The organism is Allobosea psychrotolerans, assembly GCF_002917105.1.
GTDB lineage: Bacteria > Pseudomonadota > Alphaproteobacteria > Rhizobiales > Beijerinckiaceae > Allobosea > Allobosea psychrotolerans.
The window spans coordinates 100,874-125,323 of record NZ_PQFZ01000002.1; the positions used below are offsets into that span (position 1 = coordinate 100,874).

Here is a 24,450-nt window from a genome sequence, read left to right on the forward strand (position 1 = left end):
TATTGCATGTCCGTCTGCACGATACGCAGGCGTCATGCGCAAATAGGATGCGGCATCGCCCTTGCTTTGTCATAGAACTCGACGATCTAATGCAGGATCGGTGTTTCGAAGCGGCGCGCTCAGTGTGTGACCCCGAACGAAACGAAATGGATCGCGGGTGCAACCCGATGAGCGATCCCAACAATAGGGGCTACCCATGGCCGCAGAGCGGGCACAAAACCTTCAGGACACTTTCCTCAATCACGTTCGCAAGCAGAAGATTCCTCTGACGATCTTCCTCGTCAACGGCGTGAAGCTGCAGGGCGTCGTTACCTGGTTTGACAATTTCTGCGTGCTGCTGCGCCGCGACGGGCATTCGCAACTCGTCTACAAGCATGCGATCTCGACGATCATGCCGGGCCACCCCGTGCAGCTGTTCGAGCCCGAGGAAGTGGACAAGGCCTGAGCCTCATGGCCGGTCGCGACGGGGCAGACGAGACCGAGAAGACCGTCAAGCCGCTCGACGAGATCGAACGCGACATTGCGGTCAATACGCGCGCCTATGTCGTCGGGCCTTACTCGCAGCGCCGCGGCGCCGCGGGCAGCGCCGACACGAATCAGCGCTCCTTCGCCGCACGGCTCGATGAAGCCGTCGGCCTCGCCGCTGCCATCGATCTGACCGTCGTCGAACCGATCCAGGTTCTGCTCACGGCGTTTCGCCCCGCCACCTATCTCGGCAAGGGCAAGGTCGAGGAGCTGGCCGAGCGCATCAAGATCGAGGAAATCGGCCTCGTCGTGATGGATTGCGCGCTGTCGCCGGTGCAGCAGCGCAATCTCGAGAAAGCCTTCGGCTGCAAGGTGATCGACCGCACCGGCCTGATCCTCGAGATCTTCGGTCGGCGGGCGCGCACACGCGAAGGCACGCTGCAGGTCGAGCTTGCCCATCTCAACTACCAGAAGAGCCGACTGGTGCGGTCCTGGACCCATCTCGAGCGCCAGCGCGGTGGCTTCGGCTTCCTCGGTGGCCCCGGCGAGACGCAGATCGAGGCGGACCGGCGCATCATCCAGGAGCGCATGACCAAGATCGAGCGCGATCTCGAGAGCGTGAAGCGGACCCGCTCGCTCCACCGCGTCAGCCGTAAACGCGTGCCTTATCCGGTAGTTGCACTGGTTGGTTACACAAACGCCGGAAAATCGACGCTGTTCAACCGGCTGACCTCGGCCGAGGTGCTGGCGCAGGACATGCTGTTTGCCACGCTCGACCCGACCGCGCGCGCAATCAAGCTGCCGCATGGCGCGCGGATCATGCTCTCGGACACGGTCGGCTTCATCTCGGACCTGCCGACGCAGCTCGTCGCGGCGTTCCGTGCGACGCTGGAGGACGCGATCGAGGCCGATGTGCTGCTGCATGTCCGCGACGTGGCCCATGAGGATACGCAGGCCCAGGCAGCCGACGTGCAAGGCATCCTGCGCGATCTCGGCATCGATCCCGACGATGGCCAGCGCGTGATCGAAGTCTGGAACAAGTCGGACCTGCTCGATAGCTCGGAACGCGAGCGCCAGCTTGGCCTCGTCGCGCTGAAGCCCGAAGCCTCACGGCCGGTGCTGGTCTCAGCCTTGACCGGCGACGGCATCGCCAGGCTGACGGACGCGATCGAGGCGCGCATTGCCAGGAGCCGGCCGGTCTACCGGCTGGTGCTGGCGCCCGGCGACGGTAAATCGCTTGCCTGGCTGCACGCCAATGGTGAAATCCTGGAGCGGGCGGATGCCGAGGACGGGGCGCTGAGCCTCATCGTACGGCTGCCGCCCGAGCGCGAAGGCGCCTTTGGCGCGCGGTTCCCGGAGGCGGAGCGGCAAAGCTAGGCGTCCAAGCGCCGCGGATAATGTGATCTCGGCCGAGGAGCACATCGCATGATTGGCGCGGATGAAACGGTTGTCGTGATCGGCGGCTCTTCCGGCATTGGCCTGGCTGTTGCGCGGCGGGCGGCCGCACAAGGCGCGCGCGTGGTCATCATCGGACGTGAAAAGACGAAGCTGCAGGCTGCGGTCTCCACGATCGGGCCGTCAGCGCGTGGCGAAGCGGTCGACGCCCTGGATCGCGCGGCGCTGGCGGAGTTCTTTCAGAAGCTTGGGCCGTTCAACCACTTGGTTTTGGCGGCTTCCGGCGGTCGCGGCGCCGGAGCATTTCGCGAACTCGACGGCGACGGGCTGCGCGCCGGTTTCGAAGCCAAGTTCTGGGCGCAATGGAACGCGGCCCAGGCGGCGCTTCCAACGCTTCAACCCGCCGGCTCCATGGTCTTCATCACGGCGGCTTCGTCACGGCTGGCAAATCCGGGAACCTCAGGGCTTGCGGCCGTCAACGGCGCGCTTGAGCGCATGGTCGTGACTCTGGCGCGGGAGCTGGCGCCAATCCGCGTCAATGCGGTATCGCCGGGCGTGATCGATACGGGCTGGTGGGACGACAAGCCGGCAGGCCTGTTTGAAAGCTCGTATGGCAAGGCTCCGCTCGCCCGCCCCGGCCAGCCGGATGAGGTCGCTGATGCGGTGCTTTTCCTGATGGGAAACGCCTTCATCACCGGGGTGATTCTGGATGTCGATGGCGGCCTGCACCTGACATAGCGAGTGGCCGAGATCGGACTTGCGCTTCAGCCTGTCCCGGGCGGCGACGCCTTCTCCGCGCGCTTGACCTGTTGCCAGAGCGCTTCCAGCTCTTCAAGAGTGGCGTCTTTCGCGTTTCGCCCCTGCGCCTCCAGCGCGGCCTCGATACCCTTGAAGCGGCGTTCGAACTTGGCGTTGGCGGCGTGGAGGCAGCCTTCCGGATCGGCATCGACATGGCGAGCGAGATTGGCGACGACGAAAAGCAGGTCGCCGATTTCCTCGCGGATCGCCGCCTTGTCGCCCAGCGCGAGTGCCTCCTCGATCTCGGCGGTTTCTTCCCGAACCTTGTCGAGCACGAGCCTGGCGTCGTTCCAGTCGAAGCCGACGGTCGAGGCCTTGGCCTGGAGCTTCCAGGCGCGGCTGAGGGCAGGCAGGCTCCGGGTGACGCCGGCCAGCACGCCCTTATCCTCGATCGGCTCGGGCCGGCCGGCCGCTTGCCGCGCTGCTGCCTTTTCGGCCTTCTCCTGCGCCTTGATGCTGTGCCAGAGCGCCTTGACCTCGGCAGGCGACAGATCGCGCGCATCGCCGAAGACATGCGGGTGCCGCCGGATCATCTTGCTGGTGACGGCCTCGACCACGTCGGGAAAGGCGAAGGAGCCTTCCTCCTCGGCCATCTGCGCATGATAGACCACCTGCAGCAGCAGATCGCCGAGTTCGTCCTTCAGGTCGAGCCTGTCGCCGCGCGCGATGGCGTCGGCCACCTCATAGGCTTCCTCGACCGTATAGGGTGCGATCGAGGCGAAGTCCTGCTCCAGGTCCCAGGGGCAGCCCGTGCCGGGCGTGCGGAGCGCCGCCATGATCTCGATCAGGCGGGCGATGTCGCGGGAATGCTTCAACGCTGCAAATCTCCGTGAAGTGAGATAGCCTCGTCCCATGATTCAAGTCACCCCGTCCATCGTGATCGACGAGAGCGAGCTCGAGGAAAGTTTCGTGCGCGCGTCGGGCCCCGGCGGCCAGCACGTCAATAAGGTCTCGAGTGCGGTCCAGCTCAAATTCGACATCCGGCGCTCGCCCTCGCTGCCCAACGACGTCGCGGTGCGGCTGATGAAGCTCGCCGGCAGCCGGCTGACGCAGGATGGCGTCATCGTCATCGTGGCGCAGGCGCAGCGCAGCCAGAAACGCAACCGCGAGGAGGCGCGGGAACGCTTGCTCGAGCTAATCCGGGCCGCGGCGGTCCGCCCGCAGACGCGCCGGCCAACGAAGCCGACCAAGGCCTCGAAGGAAAGGCGGCTGGTCTCCAAGGACAAGCGCGCCTCGATCAAGGCCGGTCGCTCCAAGCCCGGGGCGGATTAGTGGCGGGCGAAGCTCCGGGCGTGCCACGCGACAAGCGGCAGGAGCGCAAGCCGCCACGCCGGATAACGCCCGACTATCTGCAGCGCGCCGCCATGCACTATCTCGAACGCTTTGCCGCGCCGGCCGCGCAGCTTCGCCGCGTGCTGGAGCGCAAGGTCGTGCTGAGCTGCCGCCACCATGGCGACGAGCCCGGCCAGTTCTCGGATCTGCTCGACGCAGTGGTGGCGCGCTGCGTCGCCTCGGGGCTGGTCGATGACCGTCGTTTCGCCGAGGCGCGCGCGGCGAGCTTGCGGCGGCGCGGCCAGTCCACGCGGACCGTGGCGGCGAAGCTCACGGCCAAGGGCGTGACGCGCGAGCTCGCGACCGAGGCCAGCGCTGTCGAGCCGGAGGATGAATTGGCCGCGGCGCGCATCGCCGCGAAACGCAAGCGGCTCGGGCGCTGGGGAAAGGGCGACCCCGCCGCCAACCGTCGGAAGGATCTGGCGGCTTTAGCGCGCGCGGGCTTCAGCATGGTGATCGCCCGCACCGTGATCGACGAGGCGAGCGATGAGGATGGGCCATGAGAATGGCCGGTAAAATCGAAGCCTTGAAAGGCGGGCGAGGCACCTGTGCTTCCCGCCGATGGCAGCCTCATTCGAGCCGGATATTCGCTTCGTTGACGACCTTGCCCCAGCGGACGACCTCGGCAGAGACGAATTTGGCGAAATCCGGCCCATAGAGCGCTGGGATGGCCGATCCGTTCTTCTTCCAGGCTTCCACGATCATCGGCGCCTTCAGGGCCTTCTGGAGCTCCTCGCTCACACGGGCGACGATCGGCGCCGGCGTGCCTTTGGTCGCCCAGATTGCGTACCAGGTCGCAACGTCATAGCCGTCGAGCCCGGCCTCCTTGGCTGTGGGTACGGTGGCGATCACCCCGGAGCGTGTCGGAGCAGCTACTGCCAGCGCACGCAGCGCGCCGCCGGAGATCTGCGGCGCGGAGGAGCCGAGCCCGTCGAACATCACATCGACCTGACCGGCGACGAGGTCCTGCATGGCCGGGCCTGCGCCACGATAGGGGACATGGGTGAGCGGCGCCTTCGCCAGCAGCTTGAACAATTCGCCGGCGAGGTGATGCGTCGTGCCATTGCCCGCCGAGGCATAGTTCAGCTTGTCTGGATTGGCCTTGGCGAAGGCGATCAGCTCGGCGAGGGTCTTGGCCTCGACCTTCTTGGGATTGACGACGATGACCTGCGGCGGCTGCGCGATCACGCCGACGGGGATGAAATCCTTCTCGATGTCATAGTCGAGCTTCGGATAGAGCGCAGGCGCGATGGTGTGATGGGCGGCGCCGACGAAGAAGGTGTAGCCGTCCGGCGCCGCTTTCGAGGCGGCAGAGGCACCGACGGTGCCGCCTGCGCCGCCGCGGTTGTCGATGATGATGCGCTGGCCGAGCTGCTGCTCCAACTGCGCCGCGATTGGCCGGGCGAAGGCATCCGTGCCGCCGCCGGCAGGGAAAGGCACGATGAAGGTGATCGACTTCGTCGGCCATGTCTGCGCGACGGTTGGAGCCGTCGCTGTCGTTGCGAGTCCAGCCGCAGTGAGCAGCAGCAGGATTCGGCGTGAGATGAGCATGATGAGAAACCTCCCATGAACTGTGAAATCAGGCTCTTTTCGGCCATTTTCGATAAAAAGCGGCACTATCGCGTCCGCTATCTCGCGGATTAGGGCATTGGACGGTTGCGTTAGCAAGTACATGGCCCGCGTGTGCAGGCATCAGGTGATTGACTTCCTTCGCGTGGAGCAGGATGCGAAAAAGTGGGAACCGTTTTTCGCATCCGGCTCTAACCCGATCAGGAACGTCATGAGCCGCCTCGACAGTTTCATTCGCCGTCTCGAGGCCCAGCGCCGGATTCTGGACTGGGCAGCCGCCGCCATCGCGGGGCGCGATGGGCTCGTGCTGGAGCTCGGCCTCGGCAATGGCCGGACTTACGACCATTTGCGCGAGATCCTGCCGGAACGCGCAATCTACGCCTTCGATCGCGAGGCCAGGGCCAATCCGCGTTCGCTGCCGCCGCCGGAGGCACTGATGCTGGGCGACATGGCGCAGACGCTGCCGGCCTTCGCCGCCGCGCATGGTCGCAGCGCGGTTCTGCTCCATGTCGATGCCACGACCGGCGTGCCCGAGCGCGACACCATCGCATTGGCCTGGCTACCGGGGCATGTCGCGGCGCTCGCCGCGGACGACGCGCTCGTGATCAGCGGTTCGGAGTTGATCGACGAGGCGCTGCTGGCGACGCCTTTGCCCGAGGGCGTGCCGCTCGGGCGCTACTTCGCCTATCGACGGAAACCAGAGGCCTGAGCGCAGCCCCTTCGGCGGCCATTCGGCGGGGTGGGTTCAGGATCTGGTCCAGCGGTGGTTCCAGCCGCTCGACCAGCGCCGAGGCCTCAGAGCCCGAGGCGGTCCATGAGCCGGCCGTGAAGGACGACGCTGAGCACGGCCAGAGGCCAGAGCCCATGAAAGCGGATAGTTTTTTGGGAGACGATGGGCAGGTCCAGCTCGGCTGCGGCGCCCTTGATCAACCGCGCCGCCAATTGTTCGGCGATCGCCGTACCCAGGGCGACGCCGCGACCGTTGCAGCCGAGATAGATCAACGCGTTCGCCGCCGGCTCGTGCAGATGCGGCCAGTGATCCTGCGTCATGGCGAGCCGGCTGTTCCAGCCATGGGTCCAGGACTGCCCGGCGAGCTCGGGCCAGAGACGCTTGGCGTAGTCGGTGAGGTAGGCGATGTCACCTGGATGCGAGATCGGGCGCATGGGGCCGCGCCCGCCGATCAGGAGCCGATCATGGGCATCGACCCGGTAATAGACGGTGATGCGCCCGCTCTCATAGACGGATGAGCGCGCCGGCAGGATACGCCGCGCCAGTTCGCTGGGGAGCGGAGCGCTTGCGGCAATGGCGCTGAACACGGGAACGATCGTCCGCCTCAAGCCGCTCCAGAGATCGTCCGTAAATCCGTTCGTCGCGATCAGGATCTTCTCGGCCTGAACGGTGCCGCTGTCGGTCTGGAGCGCCCAGCCGGCAAGCGTTTGCTGGAGAACCCGCACGTGGGTGCGCCCGTGGATCTTCGCGCCAGCGGCCAGCGCCGCCTTGGCCAGGCCACGGATATAAGCCAGCGGATTCACATCGCCGCCGCGACTGTCGCGCATGGCGGCGAGATAGCGTTCCGTGCCGGTGGCCTCGGCGACCTTCTCGCGGTCGAGCATCGTTACCGGCATGCCCCGCGCAATGCATTGACGCGCTGTCGCCTCGACACCGCCAACGGCGCGCGCGCTATAGGCCACGCGCAGGGTTCCGTTCTGGCGGGCCTCGCAGGCGATGCCGAGGCGCTTGATCAGAGCCAGCGTGCGGTTGGGCGTGTCATAGGCGAAGGCGACCATGCGCGCGCCGAGATCGGGCCCATAGCTGGCCTCGATCACATCGGGATCGAATTTCAGGCCGGGATTGAGTTGCCCGCCATTATTGCCCGACGCGCCCCATCCGGGCTCCTGCGCTTCGAGCACGGTCACGTCGACGCCGGCTTCCGCCAAATGCAGCGCGGTCGTCAGCCCGACGATGCCGCCGCCGATAATGGCGACCGAGGTCCGCAGCGAGCCCGCGAGGGGCGGGGTGTCGGGAGCCGCCGGCGCATCGAGCTGGTAGACGTTCGGCGGCAACGGTTTCGATGATGTAGGATCGGGCTTCGATGTCGGTTCGGTCATGACATGGTCCAACGGCCTTGGCGGCGCCTGTCCCTGACGTGGGAACGCCTGTGGCATGCAGGCGCCGGGTGCTCATCCAGCGACCAGCATCAGTCCCTGCCGGCTTCGAGGAAGATCTTTCCGGGGTTCATCAAGCCGGCTGGGTCGAGCAGCTGCTTGATGCCCTTCATCAAGGCGAGTTCGGCGCTGTTCTTCGTCCGCGCCAGGCGCTTGCGGTAGCTCGTGCCAACGCCGTGCTCGGCCGTGATGCTGCCGCCCATCGCCACCGCGATATCGTCGACGATGATGTCGATGGCGTCGGAAGCCTCCTCATAGGCCTGGACGTCGGCGAAACGCTCATGCGGGAACAGCACGACGACATGGATATTGCCGTCGCCGATATGGCCGACCATCATGACATTCGCGTCCGGAAAGGCTGCGAGGATTCCGGCTTCGATGCGGGCCGTGAATTCCGGCTGCTGCGCAACCGGAACCGAGCTGTCATGCGACATCGTCTTGCCCGCGAGCTTGAACTCGCCGGTCACGCCATGGCGCAGCTTCCAGATCGCCTCTTCCTGGGCCAGGCTGGCGGCGATGATCGCGTCGCTGACCAGCCCGGCCTCGAAGGCCTCGGCCAGCAAAGTTTCCATGGACTGGCCGATATCGGAATCCGGCAAAGCGTCGCCGGCTTCGAGCAGGAGATACCACGGCGTCTTCTGGGCGAAGGGCATTGTCGTGCCCTGGACGTAGCGCAGCACGAAATCCATGTAGGACGAGCCAATGATCTCGAAGCTCGATATCTGCTCGCCGAAAACCTTGCGCGCCCGCTCGAACATCGCCAGCGCGTCCTCGACGCTGGCGAGCTGCATCAATGCGATCGAGCGGGTCCGCACCGCCGGGAACAGCTTCAGCACCGCAGCCGTTACGATGCCGAGCGTGCCTTCTGCGCCGATGAAGAGCTGCTTCAGGTCGTAGCCGGCATTGTCCTTACGCAGCCGCCGCAGGCTGTCGAGCACGGTCCCATCGGGCAGGACGACCTCGAGGCCGAGCACAAGCTGACGCGTATTGCCGTAGCGCAGCACGGATATGCCGCCGGCATTGGTTCCGATATTGCCGCCGATCTGGCAGCTGCCCTCGGCGCCGAGGCTCAAGGGAAAGAGCAGGCCTTCGCGTGCGGCCGCGGCCTGGATCTCGGCGAGGATGCAGCCCGCCTCGACCGTGATCGTCTCCTCCGCGACCGAGAAGGCCCGGATGCGGTTCATGCGGTCGAGACGCAGAACGATGCCGGGCTTGCCCGAGAGCGGTGTCGCGCCGCCGCACAGGCCGGTATTGCCGCCCTGCGGCACGATGGCGACGCCGGCCTGCGCGCAGGCCGCGACGACACGCGAGACCTCGTCCGTGTTCGCCGGTTTCACCACTGCGAGCGCCTCGCCGTGATAACGGGCGCGGTGGTCCATCACGAAGGGGGCGACGTCGCCGGGCTGGGTGACGACGTAGCGCTCCCCGACGATGGTCCTGAGATCGGCGAGGAGAGCTTCGTGCGTCATGGCGTTCTTGAGGCGCTGGAGAGCGGGGGGTGCTCCGGAAGGCCCCGGAGCGGCATGGTTGCAAGAAGGTCTGAGCTCAGCTCAGCATCCACTCGGCATAGCGCTTCTGGGCGGCGGTATAGTTCGCGCTCCACCATTCCGCGTTGACGATGACGTTCTTGCCGTTCGTCAGGTCGGGGAGATAGGCCTTGGCCGGCGAGGCCTTGACCTGCTCCACCGCCGCGACCGTGTTGGGCAGGTAGTAGCCGCGCACCGCCCATTCGACCTGACGATCGGGCCGGAGGCAGAAATTGATGAAGCGCATCGCCGCTTCCTTGTTCTGCGAGCCCTTCGGCACGGCGAAATAATCCAGCGAATTGACCGTCTGCTCGAAGGAGAAGTCGAGCGGTGACCCGGCCTTCTGCGCCGCCTTCACCCGGTTGAAATAGCTGTAGGAGAAGTCGCCCTCGTTCTGGACCACCGAGTTGACCTGCTCGGGCGTGGTGCTGGTCCATTTGGTGACATGCGGCTTGATCCGGTCGAGCGCCCGGAAGGCGCGGTCGATGTCGAGCGGGTAGAGATCCTTCGGCGCCACGCCATCGGCCACCAGCGCGACTTCGAGCGTCTCGGAGGCGAGAGCGCGCATCACGCGCCGCCCAGGGTATTTTTTGACGTCGTAGAAGCCGGCGAAATCCACCGGGTGCTTGCCGTCGGGATGGCGCTTGGCGTCCCAGAGCAGCCCGCCGCTATAGAGATAGATCGGCATGTAATTGGGAGCGCCCGCCTGCACGACGTCGCCGGGCTTGATGATCGACATGTCGAGCGGCTCCCAGAGGTCGTCCCTGGCGCCTGAGGTCGCGAAGGCGGCGGGAGCGTCGATGACGTCCCACTGCACGGCCTTGCTGAGAACCTGGGCCTTGACCTTGGCCATGTCGCCATTGTCGACGAGCGTGACCGGGATGCCGGTTTCCTTGGTGAAGGGATCGGCAAAAACCTCGCGCACCGATTTGTTGTAGTCGCCGCCCCATGAGGTCACGGTCAGCGTCTTGTCGGCGGCTTGCGCACGTCCGGTGAAGATGGCGGGCGCCGCGATCAGGCCGGCAAGGCCGGCGGCTCCGCCGCGCAGCAGGCCGCGGCGCGAGGTCGAGAATGTCTTGTCAGTCATGGTTACCGTTCTCCCTTTATTGTTTCAGTGTCGATCGAAGGCAGGCCTCGGCTTTCAGTGGGGCACGGAGGGCGGCAGCAGGCGCGCATGCGCCGGCGGCCAGCCGGCCCGGACCTCGTCTCCCCGCTTCGCGATCGGACGGTCGGGCTGGTTCAGCTCCTGGACGATGATCGTCGACTGGTCCTTGCAGCGGACGAAGTGCCTGACGACGCCGCCAAGCAGGATCGAATCGTCGATCCGGCCGCTGACGCTCGTCACCCCCGGCCCGCCGGTCAGCGTCATGTTCTCGGGGCGCACGAGGAGCATGGCCTTGTCCCCGGTCGAGACGGCGAAATCGGCGGCTGGCACCGGGAACGTCCCGATCGCCGTACGCAGCGAAAGGCCGCTCACCCCGCCTGCCTCCACGATGCCGGGAATGAGGTTCGAGCTGCCGATGAATTCGGCCGAGAACACGGTCGCGGGCTTGAAGTAGAGTTCGTCGGGCTTGCCCTGCTGCTCGATCTTGCCGCCATTCATCAGCACGATGCGGTCCGACATCGTCAGCGCTTCGTCCTGATCATGGGTGACGTAGAGCATGGTGATGCCGAGATCGGCATGCAGCCGCTTGATCTCGAGCTGCATCTGCTCACGCAGGTTCTTGTCGAGCGCGCCGAGCGGCTCGTCCATCAGGATGAGCGCAGGGTTGTAGACGATACAGCGGGCGAGCGAGATGCGCTGCTGCTGGCCGCCTGAGAGCTCGCGCGGACGCCGGCCGGCGACATGGCCGAGCTGGATCAGATCCAGCACCTGCTCGACCTTCCGCTTGATCTCGTCCTTCGGCAGATGCCGGACCTGCAGCGGGAAGGCGATGTTCTCGAAGACGGTCATATGCGGCATCAGGGCGTAGTTCTGGAACACCATGCCGAGACCGCGCTGGTTCGTCGGCAATGTGGTGGCGTCGCGCCCGTCGATGACGATGCGGCCGGAACTGGGCGTGATCATGCCCGCGATCAGGTTGAGCAAGGTGGATTTGCCCGAGCCGCTGGGGCCGAGCAGCGTGACGAACTCGCCCTTGCGGATCGTCAAATCGACGCGCTTGAGGGCATCGACCTCGCCATAGCGCTTGGTGACGCCTTGGAGTTCGACCATCGCCCGATCGCCTTCGGCGACGGGAGCGCTGGCCGGCGCGGGCGTGACGGTCATGGGTGTGACAGTCATGGATTGGCCTCGGTCTTGCGCTGCAGGGCGATGATGCCCAGGGCGATCAGCAGCGACAGCAAAGTGAGCAGGGTGGAGACAGCCGCGAGAACCGGCGTGAGTTCCCAGCGGATCGAGCTGTACATCTTCACCGGCAGGGTCATGGCCTTGGTGCCGGTGAGGAAATAGGCGACGACCACTTCGTCCAGCGACATCAGGAAGGCGAAGAGTGCGCCGACTGCGATCGAGGCCTTCAACTGGGGCAGCACGACGCGGAAGAAGATGACCGGCCGCGAGGCGCCCATGATCGAGGCGACCGTCTCGAGCGAGACGTCCGAGTGGTGCAGGCCCGACATCACCGAAACCATGATGAAGGGCGTCGTCAGCATGATGTGCGAGAGAACGAGGCCCGTCGTCGTATCGAGCAAGCCCCAGTTCGAGAACTGCAGGTAAAGCCCGAGCCCCAGCACGATGACGGGCACCAGCATCGGCATCATGAACAGGCCGCGCAGCAGATTGCGCCGCGGCAATTGCGAGCGCACCAGCGCATAGGCGGCGGGCACGGCGAGGACCAGCGTCAGCATGGTGGTGACGGTCGCCACGAGAAGGCTCTGCACCATCGAGCCCCACCAAGCCTGGTCAGTGAAGAACTGCTGATAGAGCGCGAGCGTGAACTGTCGCGGCGGAAACTCGATCTGGCCTGGATTGCCGAACGAAATCGGGATCACGATCAGGCTCGGGAGCAGCAGGAAGACGTAGCAGAGCCAGGCCGCCGTCGCGATCAGGTTGCGGCTGAGCCGGCTCGAACCGAAGAGCGCGTTCATGCCACCGCTCCCGAGAGACCGGAGGCGCCGCGCACCTTGCCGAGCAGCGCGACCAGGAGGCCGGAAATCAGGAGCAGTACCACCGCCGTCGCCGACGCGGCCGTCCAGTCGAGCGTCTGGCGCGTATAGAAATCGACGAGATTGGCGACCATCATGTCCTGCCGTCCGCCGAGCAGGGCAGGGGTGATGTACATGCCGATCGACAGGGTGATGTTGATCAGCACGCCCGCGACCACGCCGGGCAGGCTGAGCGGCAGCGTGATCTTCCAGAAGATCCGCAGCGGCTTAGCGCCCATGGTCTCTGCCGCCAGGATCAGCGTGCGATCCTGGGCCAAGAGGCTGCCGAGGATCGACAGGATCATGAAGGGCAGCAGGAAGTTGATCATGCCGAGGATGACGCCGACGCGGTTGAACATCATCGGCAGGTTGATCTGGCCGCCACTCACGAAGCCGAGCAGCTGGTTGACGAGGCCTTGATTGCCGAAGACGGCGGCGAGCGCGAAGCTCTTGACCAGGATGCTGGTCCAGAACGGCAGCATGACCATGATGAGATAGGCGGTGCGCCGGCTCGGCGGCTGCGCCGCCAGATGCATCGCCACGGGATAGCCGACGAGCAGACTGACGAGCGTGCCGGACAGGCTGATCTCGAAGGTGTTCTTCAGCACCTTGAGGAACAGCGTGCTGCTCAGGAGCTCCGTATAGGCCTGAAGCGAGAACTGGCCGGGATAGACGCTGGTCCAGACCGTGAGCGCCAGCGGGTAGACCAGGATCGCCAGCATCAGCAGGGTCAGCGGCGCCAGCAGCATCAGCGCCGAGGGCAGACTGAGTTCCGATGCCGTGCCTGATTGGGCCACCTGCGGCGCTTCCTTCGATCCGGCAGGCGCAGCAGCGCCTGGCAATGCTCACCGGGAGCGGCGAGCACCGGAACTATGGCAGTCGATTTTCAGGAGCGCAATTGAGATTTTCAAAATTCTGAAAATCTGAGCTGCATCAGATGTCGGCGTTGACCCAGAAGACCGAGGCCGGCCGCGCGGTGACATTCGCGAAGTGATGCGGCTTGGAGCTTGAGAAGGCGAAGCAGTCGCCTTCGTTCAGGCTGTAGGTTTCGCCGTCGATCTGAAGCTCCAGCGTTCCCGACAGGAGAAACCCGATCTCCTCACCCTTATGCGTGTAGGGCTGAGCGCCGGAACTGCAGCCGGGCTGGATGACCATGAAGAAGCCCCTGAGCTTCTCGCTGGCGGCAGGCGAGGCGATATCCTTGCGGATACCGTCGATATCGAGCAGCCGCGAGCGCTGTCCGGCACGGACGATATACTGGCTTTCGGTGCCTTTAGAGGTGTTCTGCGAGGGATCTATGAGCCAGGCGGGCATGACGCCGAGCGCATTTGCGACCGTGTAGACAGTCCGCACCGTCGGCGAGACGAGACCGCGCTCGAGCTGAGACAAGGTGCCGATGGAGACGCCTGTCGCCTTCGACAGCTCCGTCAGCGTCATGCCCGCCTTCGATCTCAGATCGCGGATGCGCTGCCCCAGCTTCTGCGTCTCGTCATCGGGATCGGTCGTGCTGGGCGCTGCGCGCGATGCGCTGTCGTCGACGATCTTGATCTGCGGCATTGAGGGGACGCATCCATGGCTCGGCCGCTGCTGCTCCAGTCGCGGCGGCGGGGTCTCACACGCTATACGGATAACGGCATATCATGAAGATGCCAAACCAATTTTCAGAAAACGAAAAATTTGTACTAGAGCAAGCCGGGGAAACTTCCTATCCTCGGACTCCGCCGGCCGATTGGCTGGGCCCTTTCCGGAAAGATCATCCATGTCCGCTTCGATCGACTGGCACGCCCGCGCCGCGGCGCTTTCCATCAACGGCCAGGCCTTCATCGGCGGTCGCTATGTCGCGTCGCTGTCGGAGCGGACCTTCGATTGCGTCAACCCTGCAACGGGCAAGGTTCTGACGCGGGTGGCGGCCTGCGAGGCGGAGGACGTCGATCGCGCCGTCGCCATTGCGCGCAAGGCTTTCGAGTCGGGCGTCTGGTCGCGCATGGCGCCGCGCGAGCGCAAGACGCGTCTTGCCGCCTTCGCCGATCTGATTTCCGCGCATACCGAGGAGCTCGCTCTGCTTGAGACCCTCGACATGGGCAAGCCGATCCGCGACAGCCTGGCCGTCGATCTGCCGCTCTCGGCCCAGTGCATCCGCTGGTATGCCGAAGCGATCGACAAGATCTATGACGAGATCGCGCCCACGGCCCCAAGCGCGGTCTCGCTGATCAGGCGCGAGCCGCTCGGCGTGGTCGCTGCGGTCGTGCCATGGAACTTCCCGCTCTTGATGGCGGCCTGGAAGATCGGCCCGATCCTGGCGGCGGGCAACTCCCTTATCCTCAAGCCAGCCGAGCAGTCGTCGCTGACGGCGATCAAGCTGGCGGAGCTGGCTGCGCAGGCGGGCATCCCCGATGGCGTCTTCAATGTCCTGCCCGGCTACGGCGAGAAGGCGGGGAGGGCGCTTGGCCTGCATATGGACGTCGATGCCGTCGCCTTCACCGGCTCGACCGAGGTCGGGAAATATTTCCTGCAGTATTCCGGCCAGTCCAACATGAAGCGCGTCGGGCTGGAATGCGGCGGCAAGAGCCCCAACATCATCCTGGCCGATGCGCCTGACCTCGATGCGGCGGCAACCGCCGCTGCCTGGGGCATCTTCTATAATCAGGGCGAGGTCTGCAATGCCGGCTCGCGATTGATCATCGAGCAGAGCGTCAAGGAGCAGGTCGTCGAGAAGGTCATGGCGGTCGGCGCGGCGATCAAGGTCGGCGACCCGCTCGATCCGGCAACGGAGATGGGCGCGATGGTCGATTCCGGCCAGACCGAGCGCGTGATGGCTTATATCGAGAAAGGCAGGGCTGAAGGCGCCAGATTGCGCCTCGGCGGCAAGCGGCTCGCCGGCGAGGGCTGCTTCATCGAAGCGACGCTGTTCGACGATGTGACCAGCGGCATGACGATCGCCCAGGAGGAGATCTTCGGCCCGGTGCTCGCCACCATCGCGGCCAAGGATCTCGATGAGGCTGTCGCGATCGGCAACGACACCATCTACGGGCTGGCGGCCGCCGTCTGGACCCGCGACATCAACAAGGCCTTCAAGGCGTCCTCGGCGCTGCGCGCCGGCGTGGTCTGGGTCAATTGCTTCGATCACGGCGACATCTCGTCACCCTTCGGGGGCTTCAAGCAGTCGGGCTTCGGCCGCGACAAATCCCTGCACGCGCTCGAAAAGTACACCGAGCTGAAGGCCACCTGGATCCATCTCGGCAATTGAGATTCCGGCAACTTTGAACGACAGCGAGCGCATGATGGCTGATCTGATGTTTCGCGGCCTGATCCCCGCCTTTCCCACGCCTTTGAAGGCAGACGGCTCGATCGACGAGAACGGCCTGGAGCGCATCGTCGCCTATCAGATCGAGAAGGGCGCATCAGGCCTCGTGCCGCTCGGCGGCACCGGCGAGGCGACGGCGCTGACGGCCGCTGCCCGCAAGCGCGTGCTGGAGGTCACCGTATCCGCTGCTGCCAAGCGCGTGCCGATCATCGCCGGCGTGCTCGATCCGGGCTTTGGCGGCGCACTCGACACCGGGCGGCTTTACCGCGAGGCCGGAGCCGACGGTCTGATGGTGATCCCGCCTTATTATACGCGCGCCGATCAGGAGGGCGTGCTGCGCTATTTCCGGGCGCTGGCGCCTGAGCTCAAGCTGCCGATCATCTTCTACGACAATCCCTATCGCGCCCACATCGTCACGGCCCCGGCGACGATCGCAAGGATGGAGGAGGAGCGTCTCATCGTCGGCATGAAGGCCTCCAACACCGATCTCTACCATCTCGACCAGCTGTCGAAGCTGGTCAGCGATAGGTTCTGCCTGCTGGGCGGCCAGGACACACTCTTCGTCCAGCAGGTGATCCTGGGCGCGAAGGGCGGCATCCTGACCTCCGCATCGCTGCTCCCGGACTACTGGGCGAATGTCCAGATGCTTGCCGAGACCGGGCGGGTCAGCGAAGCGCTGGCGGCCCAGGGGCGGTTGAACCCGCTGATGGACGCCCTGTTCTCGGAACAGTTCCCCGAAGCTGTGCGCCGCGCCTTTGCGATGCTCGGGCTGCCGATCGGCCGGTCCTTGCCGCCGGTGGGGGAATTGTCCCTTGCTGGAGAGGCAAGGTTGCAGGACGCCGTGAATGCGCTCGTTGCAGCAGGAGCCTTGCAGACGATCAGCTGACCACTCCGCCTCTTCATTTTGCCGGCTATCCATCACTCGGCGAGGGCTTCCTTGCGCGTCCGCAGGATCGTAGGCGACAGCAGCGCCAGCAGCAGGACGGCGACGACCGTGAGCAGTACGGCGCTGATCGGCCGGGACAGGAACACAGAGAAATCGCCTTCCGACAGGAGCATGGCGCGACGGAAGTTCTCCTCGAGCTGCGGGCCCAGCACCAGGCCCAGCAGCAGCGGCGCGGGCTCGACCCCGACCTTGATGAAGAAGTATCCGATGCCGGCGCAGCCCAGCATCAGCCAGACATTGAACAGGCTGTTGGCGATGCCATAGGTGCCGATGCAGCAGAACAGCACGATCGCCGGGAACAGCAGGCGATAGGGGATCTTCAGCATCGAGACCCATAGGCCCACCAGCGGCAGGTTGATCACCAGCAGCATCAGATTGCCGACCCACATCGAGGCGATGACGCCCCAGACCAGCTTGGGCTGTTCGGTCATGATCTGCGGACCGGGCTGGATGCCTTGCATCATAAGGGCGCCGATCATCAGTGCCATCAGCGCATTGGCGGGAATGCCGAGCGTCAGCAATGGGATGAAGCTCGTCTGCGCGCCGGCGTTGTTGGCGGCCTCGGGCCCGGCGACGCCCTCGATCGCGCCCTTGCCGAAGCGAGAGGGATCCTTGGCGAGCTTTTTCTCCAGAGCGTAGGAGGAGAACGGCGGCAACGCCGCGCCACCACCCGGCAACACGCCCAGCACCGAGCCCAGCAGCGTGCCGCGCACCATCGCCGGAAAGGCCGCCCGCAGATCGGCCCGGCTCGGGATCAGATCCCGGATCGACTGGCTGACGACGCGCCGCTCCGCCGGCCGTTCCAGATTGGCGATGATCTCGCCGAGGCCGAACAGCCCCATGGCAACCGGCACGAAATCGATTCCATCAGACAATTCGGCGACGCCGAAGGTCATGCGTGCGGCGCCCGACGAGACATCGATGCCGATGAGACCCAGCAGGAGGCCGAGCAGCACCATCGCCAGCGACTTGGCGACCGAGCCCTGCGCCAGCACGACGGCGGCGATCAGGCCGAGCACGAGCAGGCTGAAATACTCGACCGCTGTGAATTTCAGCGCCAGCACCGAGAGCGGAACGCTCAGCACCGCGATGATGACGGTCGCCACCGTGCCGGCGAAGAAGGAAGCGATCGCCGCAATGGCGAGCGCCGTTCCGGCCTTGCCCTGCTTGGCCATCTCGTGGCCGTCGATACAGGTCACCACGGAGGAGGTTTCGCCCGGCACATTGACGAGGATGGCGGTGGTCGAGCCGCCATATTGCGCGCCGTAAAAGATGCCGGCGAGCATGATCATGGAGCCGGCCGGGGTCAGCCCGAACGTGAAGGGCAGGAGCAACGCGATCGTCGGGATCGGCCCGATGCCGGGCAGCACGCCGATCGCCGTTCCGATCACCACCCCGATCAGGCACAGGCCGAGATTATTGAGCTCGAGCGCCGTCGAGAGCCCCATCAGCAGATTGTCGAAGAGTTCCATCGGTCGGTGAGCCTTCAGCGCGGCCAGAGCGGAACCGGCAACGCCAGAACCTTGATGAAGAGGATGGCCGCCGCGCAGGAGAGCAGCAGCGCGAAGGGGACCGTCTCGCGAAGGCGTCCTTCACGGGTGGCGAAGCCGGCGAGGATCACGGTGACGACCGAGGCGATGGCAAGCCCCAGCCTCTCCGCCGTCAGCGCGAAGATGCCGACCGCGCCGAGCACGGCGAGCAGCGGGCGGATCTGCACGGGCACGATCGCAGGACCTGCCCGCCTCGCGCCACGAGCGCAGAAGAACAGACCAAAGCCGAGCAGCCCGAATGAGACGACGCGCGGCATGTAGCCCGGCCCCATATCCGCGGCATGGCCGACGACGAGGTGGCGGGTCGCGATCAGCGCGGCAGCCGCCACCGCGACGAGGAACAGGCCGAAGAGCAGATCCTGCCAGTCGATCCGGGAACGGGTCATCGGCCAGGCTCCAGCTCAGCTACCCTTGATGCCCGCTTCACGGATGATACCGCCCCAGCGGGTGGTCGCATCCTTCAGCCAAGCGGAGAAATCGGCAGGTGAGCCGGCGCGGACGACGCCGCCCTGTTCGGCGATCCTGGCCTTGATGTCGGGCGTCTCGAGGATCTTGCCGATCTCCGCATTAAGGCGCGCGATCATGGCGGGCGGGGTGCCGGCCGTGGTCAGGATGCCTTGCCAGGTGCCGGCATCGCCCCCGGGCAGCCCGGATTCCTTGAAGGTCGGCAGCCCCGCGACACGCTCCTCGCCGGTGACGGCGAGGCCGACAAGCTGCTTGTTGGCGACGAAGGGCAGCGTCGCGGTCGAGCCGTTGATGATGACGCCGCTTTCGCCGGAGACCACGGCGCGCGAGGCCGCAGCCCCGCCCTTGTAGGGCACGTTCTTCCACTGGATGCCGAGCTCCTTCGCCATGGAGACGGCAGTGATGTGGTTGGCCGCGCCCACGCCTGAGTTTGCGACGGCGAGCTTGTTTGGATTGGCTTTGGCGTAGGCGATCAGCTCCTGCGCCGTCTTCGCCGGAATGGATTCATGCACCGCCAGGACATAGGGGCCGAACATCACCATCGAGACCGGAGCCAGGTCCTTGTTGGGGTCATAGGTCAGGTCGGAGAACAGGCTCGGCGCCGTCGCGAGCGAGCCGACATCCATCAGCAGCAAGGTGTGGCCGTCGGGCGGCGCCTTGGCGACCGCATCGGCGCCGAGATTGCCGGCGGCGCCGGGCTTGTTCTCGATCACCACGGTTTGGCCGATCGCGGCCGAGAGCTTGGGGCCGATCAGGCGCGCCAGGATGTCCGAGGTTCCACCCGGCGCGAAGGGCACGATGAGGCGGACGGGGCGCTCGAAATTCTGGGCCGCAGCGGGTTGGCTCGCGAACGCGACCCCGGCAAGTGCTGCGAGGGCCAGGCCTTTTGCAGCGATCGCGGACAGGCGGGAAGACGATCTGAATATGGCTCTGGATAGGGACATGATTTCCTCCGGTGGGGTGCAGACCGGCCCGGACCAGCCGGGCAGCGAGCGTGCGGGCAGTCTTGAGAGCTGCCTTGTCAGCCTGGAGGATAGGTCAGGCACGATGCGCCAATGAGTTAGATTGGCAATGGAACGATATCTTTTTTGGATCGCACGATAGCGCGAAGGGGCTTGCGGGTCCTTCGACCTCGCCTACTCTCGGGAACAGACGGCAAAAGCCGCGCGGCCTGTCCTGGGAGGGAATAATGAAGCGATCGATCACGCGCCGGGCGGCGCTCAGCCTGGTTGGCGGCGCATTCGCCGCGCCCCTCGTCGTGCGTAACGGCTGGGCGCAGGCCTATCCCACGAAACCCGTGACGGTGATCATCCCCTTCGGCGCCGGCGGCACCACCGATCTGATCGGGCGCATCATCTGCGAGAAGCTCTCGCAGCGCATGGGCAAGTCCTTCGTCATCGAAAACCGGGCCGGGGCCGGCGGCAACACCGGCGTCGCGGCTCTCGCGCATGCCGCGCCCGATGGCTACACGATCGGCATGACGACGGTCGCCACGCACGGGATCAACCCGAACCTCTTCAAGGACAAGCTACCTTTCAAGGCGCTGGAGGATTTCGAATTCCTCTCGCTGGCCTCCTCGCAGCCGAATTTCATGTGCTGCCACCCTTCTGTGCCTGCGCAGAACGTCGCGGAGTTCATCGCTTATCTGAAGGCCAATCCCGGCAAGGAGACATTCGCGTCCTCGGGGCTGGGCACCTCGATCCATCTCTGCGGCGAGCTGTTCATGCAGCTCGCAGGCGTGAAGATGCAGCATGTCACCTATCGATCCTCCGGCGCATTGATGCAGGATGTCATCGCCGGCAACGTCAAGATCACCTTCGACAATTTCACCTCGCCTTATCCGCACTACAAGGCCGGCGCGGTGCGCGGGCTCGCCGTCACCACGATGCAGCGGGCCAAGATCGCGCCCGAGATTCCAGCCCTCTCCGAGACGCTGCCGGGTTTCGACATCGCCTCATGGAACGGCTTCCTTGCTCCGAAAGGGACGCCCAGGGAGATCTGCGACAGGCTCGTGGCCGAGCTGCAGGCCGTGCTGAAAGACCCCTCCGTGACCTCGCGCTTCGAGGAGCTCGGCGCGGCGGCGACGCCATCAAGCGGAGAAGAGGCCAGGGCGAAATCGACCGCCGAGATCGCCAAGTTCAAGGACATCATTGAAAAGGCCGGGATTAGCATCCAGAACTGACACCGAGCCTCGCCCGGGATGCGGCACGGGCAGCCCTAGGAAAGGCGGAGCATGTTCGAGCTGAGCCAGCTGCGCTGCTTCGTCGCCGTCGCGGAGGAGCTGCATTTCGGCCGCGCCGCCGTGCGGCTGAACATGACGCAGCCGCCGCTCAGCCGCCAGATCCAGATCCTCGAGCGGGTGCTCGATGTCGTGCTGCTGGAACGCAGCAACCGCACGGTGAAGTTGACGCCGGCAGGCCAGAGCTTCCTGGCCGAGGCGCGTCGCCTGCTCAAGCTCGCCGAGAGCGCGGCGCTGCTCGCCAAGCGCGTCGCCAATGGCAAGGCCGGCTCGATCAATATCGGCTTCACCGCGACCTCGGCCTATTCCTATGTGCCCGAACTCGTGGCCGCCTGCCGGCGCGAATTGCCCGATGTCGAGGTCTCGCTCAAGGAAATGGTCAGCGGCGATCAGCTCAAGCGGCTCGATTCCGGCGAGATCGACATCGGCCTGCTGCGCCCGCCGATTCCGCGCAACGGCCTGCGCGCCTTTCGGGTCACAGCCGAGCCATTGATCGCGGCCGTGCCCGCGGGGCATGCGCTGGCGCGGGGAGAAACGGTTGCGCTCGATGACCTCGTGCGCGAGCCCTTCATCATGTATGCGCCGTATGAGGCGCGCTATTTTCACGATCTCCTGGTCGAACTGTTTTCCCGCACCGGACTGGTGCCGAACTATGTCCAGCATCTCGCCCAGATTCACTCGATCCTGGCCATGGTCCATTCCGGCGTCGGCGTCGCGCTCGTGCCGGAAACGGCGATGAATCTGCATTTCAGCGGCGTCGCGCTGCGCCGAATCGAGTTGCCGCGGCAGCGGCCGGCCGAACTCTTCTTCGTCAGCCGCGACGACAACGACAACCCACTGCTGCCGATCATCGCCTCCTTGGCGAAGAGGCTCGCGCAAGATCTGCCAAGGACCGGCTGAACGATCCAATCAATGGATCGACCGATACAGTGATTGGTCTCCACCCGTATCGTTCTTGATCTACTTCTGCGTCTGATTTCAGCGAAGGACGCGACCATGAGCAAGATGACCCCGCAGGAGATGGCAAGGCATATCGGCAACGGCCTGCTGTCCTTTCCCGTCACGCCCTTCACGAGCGGCAATGTCTTCGACGAGGCGCGCTACCGCTCCAATCTCGACTGGCTCTGCGGCTACGACGTCGCCGGGCTGTTCGCGGCGGGCGGCACGGGCGAGTTCTTCTCGCTCTCTCCGGCCGAGGTCGTGAAGGTCGTGGCGACGGCGGTCGCCGAGACCAAGGGCAGGGTGCCGGTGCTTGCCGGCGTCGGCTATGGCACGCAGATCGCGACAGAGCTCGCCGCCGCCGTCGAGCAGGCGGGCGCCGACGGCATCCTGCTGCTGCCGCCCTATCTCGTCTTTTCCGAGCAGGAGGGGCTCGCCGCCCATATCGATGCGGTCTGCAAGGCGACGAAGCTCGGCGTCATCGTCTACAACCGCGACAATGCCATCGTCAGCGAGGAGACGCTGGCGAAGCTCTGCGAGCGCAATCCGAACCTGGTCGGCTACAAGGACGGCATCGGCGATATCGAATTGATGACCCGCATCCATCTGCGCATGGGCGACCGGCTGACCTATATCGGCGGCCTGCCCACGGCCGAGACCTTCGCGCTGCCCTATCTCGAAATGGGCGTCACCACCTATTCCTCGGCGGTGTTCAACTTCGTCCCGCATTTCTCGACCAAATTCTACGCGGCGGTGCGCCGCCGCGACCGCGAAACGGTGCAGGCGGGCCTGCGCGACTTCATCCTGCCGCTGATCGCGATCCGCAACCGCAAGCGCGGCTATGCGGTCTCGATCATCAAGGCGGGCATGAAGGTGATCGGCCGCGATTCAGGCCCGGTGCGCAGCCCGCTGACCGATCTGAGCGAGAGCGAGACGGCGGAACTCGCCGCGCTCGTCGCCCGGCTCGACCAAGGCGAATTCGCAGCGCGCGAACTCGCTGCGGCCTGATCGCTTTTCTGATCGTTGCCGGACAGAAGTTCAATTCCGCGAAGGTCTCACCCTCCGGGGCGATCAGGTGGAGCGGCATCTGCAGGAGCGCTATTGGCGCTCCTCTGCGGGCAGGGAGCTGAGCTCCAGCCAGTCGAGTTCCCCCTCGACGCGTCGATAGGCGTCGTCGCCGATGGTTCCGGCGGCAGATCGAGCCGCGGCGCGCCCCGCAGGAACGCGACCGCGGCGCCCGCCAAGGCCAGGAGCGTCGGGTAGGGGATGTTCAGCCGCTTCGCGCCCCCCGACAGGATCGTCGCTCCCAGCAGGAGCGCAAGGATGGTCTCGAAGACGAGCATGAGGCGATGATCTTTTCCTAGGCGCTGCGGCGGGCATCACAGTTTCCGTGCCCGTTGCCGTGGGCGCCTGATCCGTCGATCCGGCGCCTGCCTTCTTGCCGATCAGGGCTCCAGGGAGTGTGGCAACAGAATATCGTCTGGCATCGTGCCGCCCCAGAGCGCGGTGAGCTGCTCGACGACCTTGGCTCCGAAATCGGGGTAGGGAATATGGACCGAGGTCAGCCAGGGCGCGATCCAGGCGTTGAGCGGATTGGCGTCGATGCCGATGAGGAGGCAGGTTTCGGGAATGGCGACGCCGCGCTCGACGGCCAGTCTGTAGGCGCCATAGGCCATCATGTCGCTGACGCAGAGCAGGCCTTTCGGCCAGCCCCCAGCGCTCGCCGCGACAAGGGCCCGCGCAGCGTCATAGCCGACCTGAAGATGCGACAATCCGGGCGCCGAAGCACGCCGGATGCGGTCGGCCTCGACACCGCGCACGATCAGCCGCTCGACGAAACCGGCGACGCGCGCGGCTGTCGATGACGAGCCCTGCGCGGGAAAGATCACGGCTGGTTCGGTGATCGAGCGCGCCAGGCAATAATCGGCGGCAGCCGCGCCCGCGGCGTGGTTGTCGATGCCGACATAGGCGCCGCCCTCGGGATTGCGGCGACTGACGAAGACGATCGGCTCCCCGCGTGCGAGCGCGTCGCTGAGCGCCGGGCTCGTGACGGCGCTCACCAGGACATAGCCCTGCACAAGCTGCGAGCGCATGGCCTGCAGATATTCGTCCTGCAGGTCGGCGCGGTCATGCGTGTCGCAGAGGATCATGACATAGCCGGCCGCGCGCAGCGCCGCTTCCGTCGATACGGCGATTGCGGCCATGGCCGGGTTGTCGAGATTGGGAGCGAGCATCGCGACGACGCGGCTCTGGCGCCGGCGCAGCGCACGCCCGACATGGTTGGGCTGGTAGCCGAGCGCGACGACGGCCGCCTGGACGCGCATCACCGTCTGAGCCGAGGCCCGCCGCGTCTCGCCATTCACGATCCGGGATACGGTGGCAACCGAAACCCCCGCCTCGGCGGCAACCGTAGCAAGCGAAACCTGGGCGGCGGACACGGGTCTTTGCATCGGCTCCAATCGATTCCCAGGTTCCAGTCGATTTCATGCCGGCGAAATGCGCCGAAACGAGCATGTGCCAGCCTCGCAGCATCATCGAGACCTGCCCTTCAATGCCTCGCCACGTCGCCGTTGACAAGTTCGGCAAACGTTTGCCTAATACAGGCAAGGCAT

24 protein-coding genes are annotated in these 24,450 nt (G+C 65.5%); 11 read left to right on the top strand and 13 right to left on the bottom strand.

Going from position 1 to position 24,450, the window contains the following annotated elements; translation table 11 throughout:
- Positions 1-196 precede the first annotated feature (196 nt).
- From hfq to CYD53_RS03525, 3 genes are read left to right on the top strand one after another with little or no spacing between them, the layout of a single operon-like run.
- Positions 197-445: an RNA chaperone Hfq gene (hfq, locus tag CYD53_RS03515; protein WP_069691554.1), complete on the top strand. Its 249-nt coding sequence runs from the start codon at positions 197-199 to the stop codon at positions 443-445.
- A gap of 5 nt (positions 446-450) precedes the next feature.
- Positions 451-1,842: a GTPase HflX gene (gene hflX / locus CYD53_RS03520; protein ID WP_103716765.1), complete on the top strand. Its 1,392-nt coding sequence runs from the start codon at positions 451-453 to the stop codon at positions 1,840-1,842.
- Between the two features lie 48 nt (positions 1,843-1,890).
- Complete coding sequence (locus tag CYD53_RS03525) at positions 1,891-2,598, top strand: SDR family oxidoreductase (protein WP_103716766.1); 708 nt, start codon at positions 1,891-1,893, stop codon at positions 2,596-2,598.
- 26 nt (positions 2,599-2,624) lie between these two features.
- Here the strand turns inward: CYD53_RS03525 and mazG are convergent, their stop codons facing one another.
- Positions 2,625-3,473 carry a nucleoside triphosphate pyrophosphohydrolase gene (gene mazG / locus CYD53_RS03530; RefSeq protein ID WP_103716767.1) on the bottom strand — a complete coding sequence of 283 codons (849 nt, stop codon included), beginning with the start codon at positions 3,471-3,473 and terminating at the stop codon, positions 2,625-2,627.
- 37 nt (positions 3,474-3,510) lie between these two features.
- Here mazG and arfB point away from each other — a divergent pair, with 37 nt between their 5' ends.
- Both arfB and CYD53_RS03540 read left to right on the top strand, forming a co-directional pair.
- Complete coding sequence (arfB, locus tag CYD53_RS03535; protein ID WP_103716768.1) at positions 3,511-3,930, top strand: alternative ribosome rescue aminoacyl-tRNA hydrolase ArfB; 420 nt, start codon at positions 3,511-3,513, stop codon at positions 3,928-3,930.
- Positions 3,931-3,950: 20 nt separating this feature from the next.
- Positions 3,951-4,493 carry a regulatory protein RecX gene (locus CYD53_RS03540; RefSeq protein WP_245928069.1) on the top strand — a complete coding sequence of 181 codons (543 nt, stop codon included), beginning with the start codon at positions 3,951-3,953 and terminating at the stop codon, positions 4,491-4,493.
- A gap of 67 nt (positions 4,494-4,560) precedes the next feature.
- On the opposite strand, the gene CYD53_RS03545 is transcribed toward CYD53_RS03540, so the two are convergent.
- Positions 4,561-5,541 carry a Bug family tripartite tricarboxylate transporter substrate binding protein gene (locus CYD53_RS03545; RefSeq protein ID WP_103716769.1) on the bottom strand — a complete coding sequence of 327 codons (981 nt, stop codon included), beginning with the start codon at positions 5,539-5,541 and terminating at the stop codon, positions 4,561-4,563.
- Positions 5,542-5,770: 229 nt separating this feature from the next.
- Between CYD53_RS03545 and CYD53_RS03550 the strand changes: the two genes are divergently transcribed.
- Positions 5,771-6,268: a class I SAM-dependent methyltransferase gene (locus tag CYD53_RS03550; RefSeq protein ID WP_103716770.1), complete on the top strand. Its 498-nt coding sequence runs from the start codon at positions 5,771-5,773 to the stop codon at positions 6,266-6,268.
- An 86-nt stretch (positions 6,269-6,354) separates the two neighbouring features.
- Here CYD53_RS03550 and CYD53_RS03555 read toward each other — a convergent pair whose 3' ends face one another.
- The 7 genes from CYD53_RS03555 to CYD53_RS03585 form a co-directional block, all read right to left on the bottom strand.
- Positions 6,355-7,668: an NAD(P)/FAD-dependent oxidoreductase gene (locus tag CYD53_RS03555; protein WP_103717089.1), complete on the bottom strand. Its 1,314-nt coding sequence runs from the start codon at positions 7,666-7,668 to the stop codon at positions 6,355-6,357.
- Positions 7,669-7,757: 89 nt separating this feature from the next.
- Complete coding sequence (locus CYD53_RS03560) at positions 7,758-9,194, bottom strand: FAD-binding oxidoreductase (protein ID WP_103716771.1); 1,437 nt, start codon at positions 9,192-9,194, stop codon at positions 7,758-7,760.
- 76 nt (positions 9,195-9,270) lie between these two features.
- Entirely contained in the window at positions 9,271-10,338 is a 1,068-nt protein-coding gene (locus CYD53_RS03565; RefSeq protein ID WP_103716772.1) for a polyamine ABC transporter substrate-binding protein, read from the bottom strand.
- Between the two features lie 54 nt (positions 10,339-10,392).
- Complete coding sequence (locus CYD53_RS03570) at positions 10,393-11,535, bottom strand: ABC transporter ATP-binding protein (RefSeq protein ID WP_210202278.1); 1,143 nt, start codon at positions 11,533-11,535, stop codon at positions 10,393-10,395.
- Positions 11,532-12,338 carry an ABC transporter permease gene (locus CYD53_RS03575; RefSeq protein WP_103716774.1) on the bottom strand — a complete coding sequence of 269 codons (807 nt, stop codon included), beginning with the start codon at positions 12,336-12,338 and terminating at the stop codon, positions 11,532-11,534. The genes CYD53_RS03570 and CYD53_RS03575 overlap by 4 nt, the downstream gene beginning before the upstream one ends.
- On the bottom strand, positions 12,335-13,192 hold the full coding sequence (locus CYD53_RS03580) for an ABC transporter permease (RefSeq protein WP_245928070.1): 858 nt from the start codon (positions 13,190-13,192) through the stop codon (positions 12,335-12,337). Before CYD53_RS03580 ends, CYD53_RS03575 begins: the two co-directional genes overlap by 4 nt.
- A 136-nt stretch (positions 13,193-13,328) precedes the next feature.
- Positions 13,329-13,952 carry a cupin domain-containing protein gene (locus CYD53_RS03585; protein WP_103716775.1) on the bottom strand — a complete coding sequence of 208 codons (624 nt, stop codon included), beginning with the start codon at positions 13,950-13,952 and terminating at the stop codon, positions 13,329-13,331.
- Between the two features lie 202 nt (positions 13,953-14,154).
- Here CYD53_RS03585 and CYD53_RS03590 point away from each other — a divergent pair, with 202 nt between their 5' ends.
- Positions 14,155-15,642 carry an aldehyde dehydrogenase gene (locus CYD53_RS03590; RefSeq protein ID WP_103716776.1) on the top strand — a complete coding sequence of 496 codons (1,488 nt, stop codon included), beginning with the start codon at positions 14,155-14,157 and terminating at the stop codon, positions 15,640-15,642.
- Between the two features lie 34 nt (positions 15,643-15,676).
- Positions 15,677-16,585 (top strand): dihydrodipicolinate synthase family protein, encoded by a 909-nt coding sequence (locus tag CYD53_RS03595; RefSeq protein ID WP_181011701.1) that lies wholly within the window; start codon positions 15,677-15,679, stop codon positions 16,583-16,585.
- A 32-nt stretch (positions 16,586-16,617) separates the two neighbouring features.
- Here CYD53_RS03595 and CYD53_RS03600 read toward each other — a convergent pair whose 3' ends face one another.
- Genes CYD53_RS03600 through CYD53_RS03610 form a run of 3 tightly spaced genes read right to left on the bottom strand, consistent with a single transcriptional unit; the run spans position 16,618 to position 19,604 of the window.
- Positions 16,618-18,117, bottom strand: coding sequence for a tripartite tricarboxylate transporter permease (locus CYD53_RS03600; RefSeq protein ID WP_103716778.1), 1,500 nt, complete (start codon positions 18,115-18,117; stop codon positions 16,618-16,620).
- A 14-nt stretch (positions 18,118-18,131) separates the two neighbouring features.
- Positions 18,132-18,581, bottom strand: coding sequence for a tripartite tricarboxylate transporter TctB family protein (locus CYD53_RS03605; RefSeq protein WP_103716779.1), 450 nt, complete (start codon positions 18,579-18,581; stop codon positions 18,132-18,134).
- A gap of 15 nt (positions 18,582-18,596) precedes the next feature.
- Entirely contained in the window at positions 18,597-19,604 is a 1,008-nt protein-coding gene (locus tag CYD53_RS03610) for a Bug family tripartite tricarboxylate transporter substrate binding protein (protein WP_103716780.1), read from the bottom strand.
- Between the two features lie 245 nt (positions 19,605-19,849).
- On the opposite strand from CYD53_RS03610, the gene CYD53_RS03615 reads away from it, so the two are divergent.
- The 3 genes from CYD53_RS03615 to kdgD all read left to right on the top strand — a co-directional run bounded on the left by CYD53_RS03615 (position 19,850) and on the right by kdgD (position 22,846).
- Positions 19,850-20,842: a Bug family tripartite tricarboxylate transporter substrate binding protein gene (locus CYD53_RS03615; RefSeq protein ID WP_103716781.1), complete on the top strand. Its 993-nt coding sequence runs from the start codon at positions 19,850-19,852 to the stop codon at positions 20,840-20,842.
- Between the two features lie 51 nt (positions 20,843-20,893).
- Entirely contained in the window at positions 20,894-21,799 is a 906-nt protein-coding gene (locus CYD53_RS03620) for a LysR family transcriptional regulator (protein ID WP_103716782.1), read from the top strand.
- Positions 21,800-21,895: 96 nt separating this feature from the next.
- Positions 21,896-22,846 carry a 5-dehydro-4-deoxyglucarate dehydratase gene (gene kdgD / locus CYD53_RS03625; RefSeq protein WP_103716783.1) on the top strand — a complete coding sequence of 317 codons (951 nt, stop codon included), beginning with the start codon at positions 21,896-21,898 and terminating at the stop codon, positions 22,844-22,846.
- Between the two features lie 437 nt (positions 22,847-23,283).
- Here the strand turns inward: kdgD and CYD53_RS03630 are convergent, their stop codons facing one another.
- Entirely contained in the window at positions 23,284-24,288 is a 1,005-nt protein-coding gene (locus CYD53_RS03630; RefSeq protein WP_103716784.1) for a LacI family DNA-binding transcriptional regulator, read from the bottom strand.
- Between the last annotated feature and the right edge of the window lie 162 nt (positions 24,289-24,450).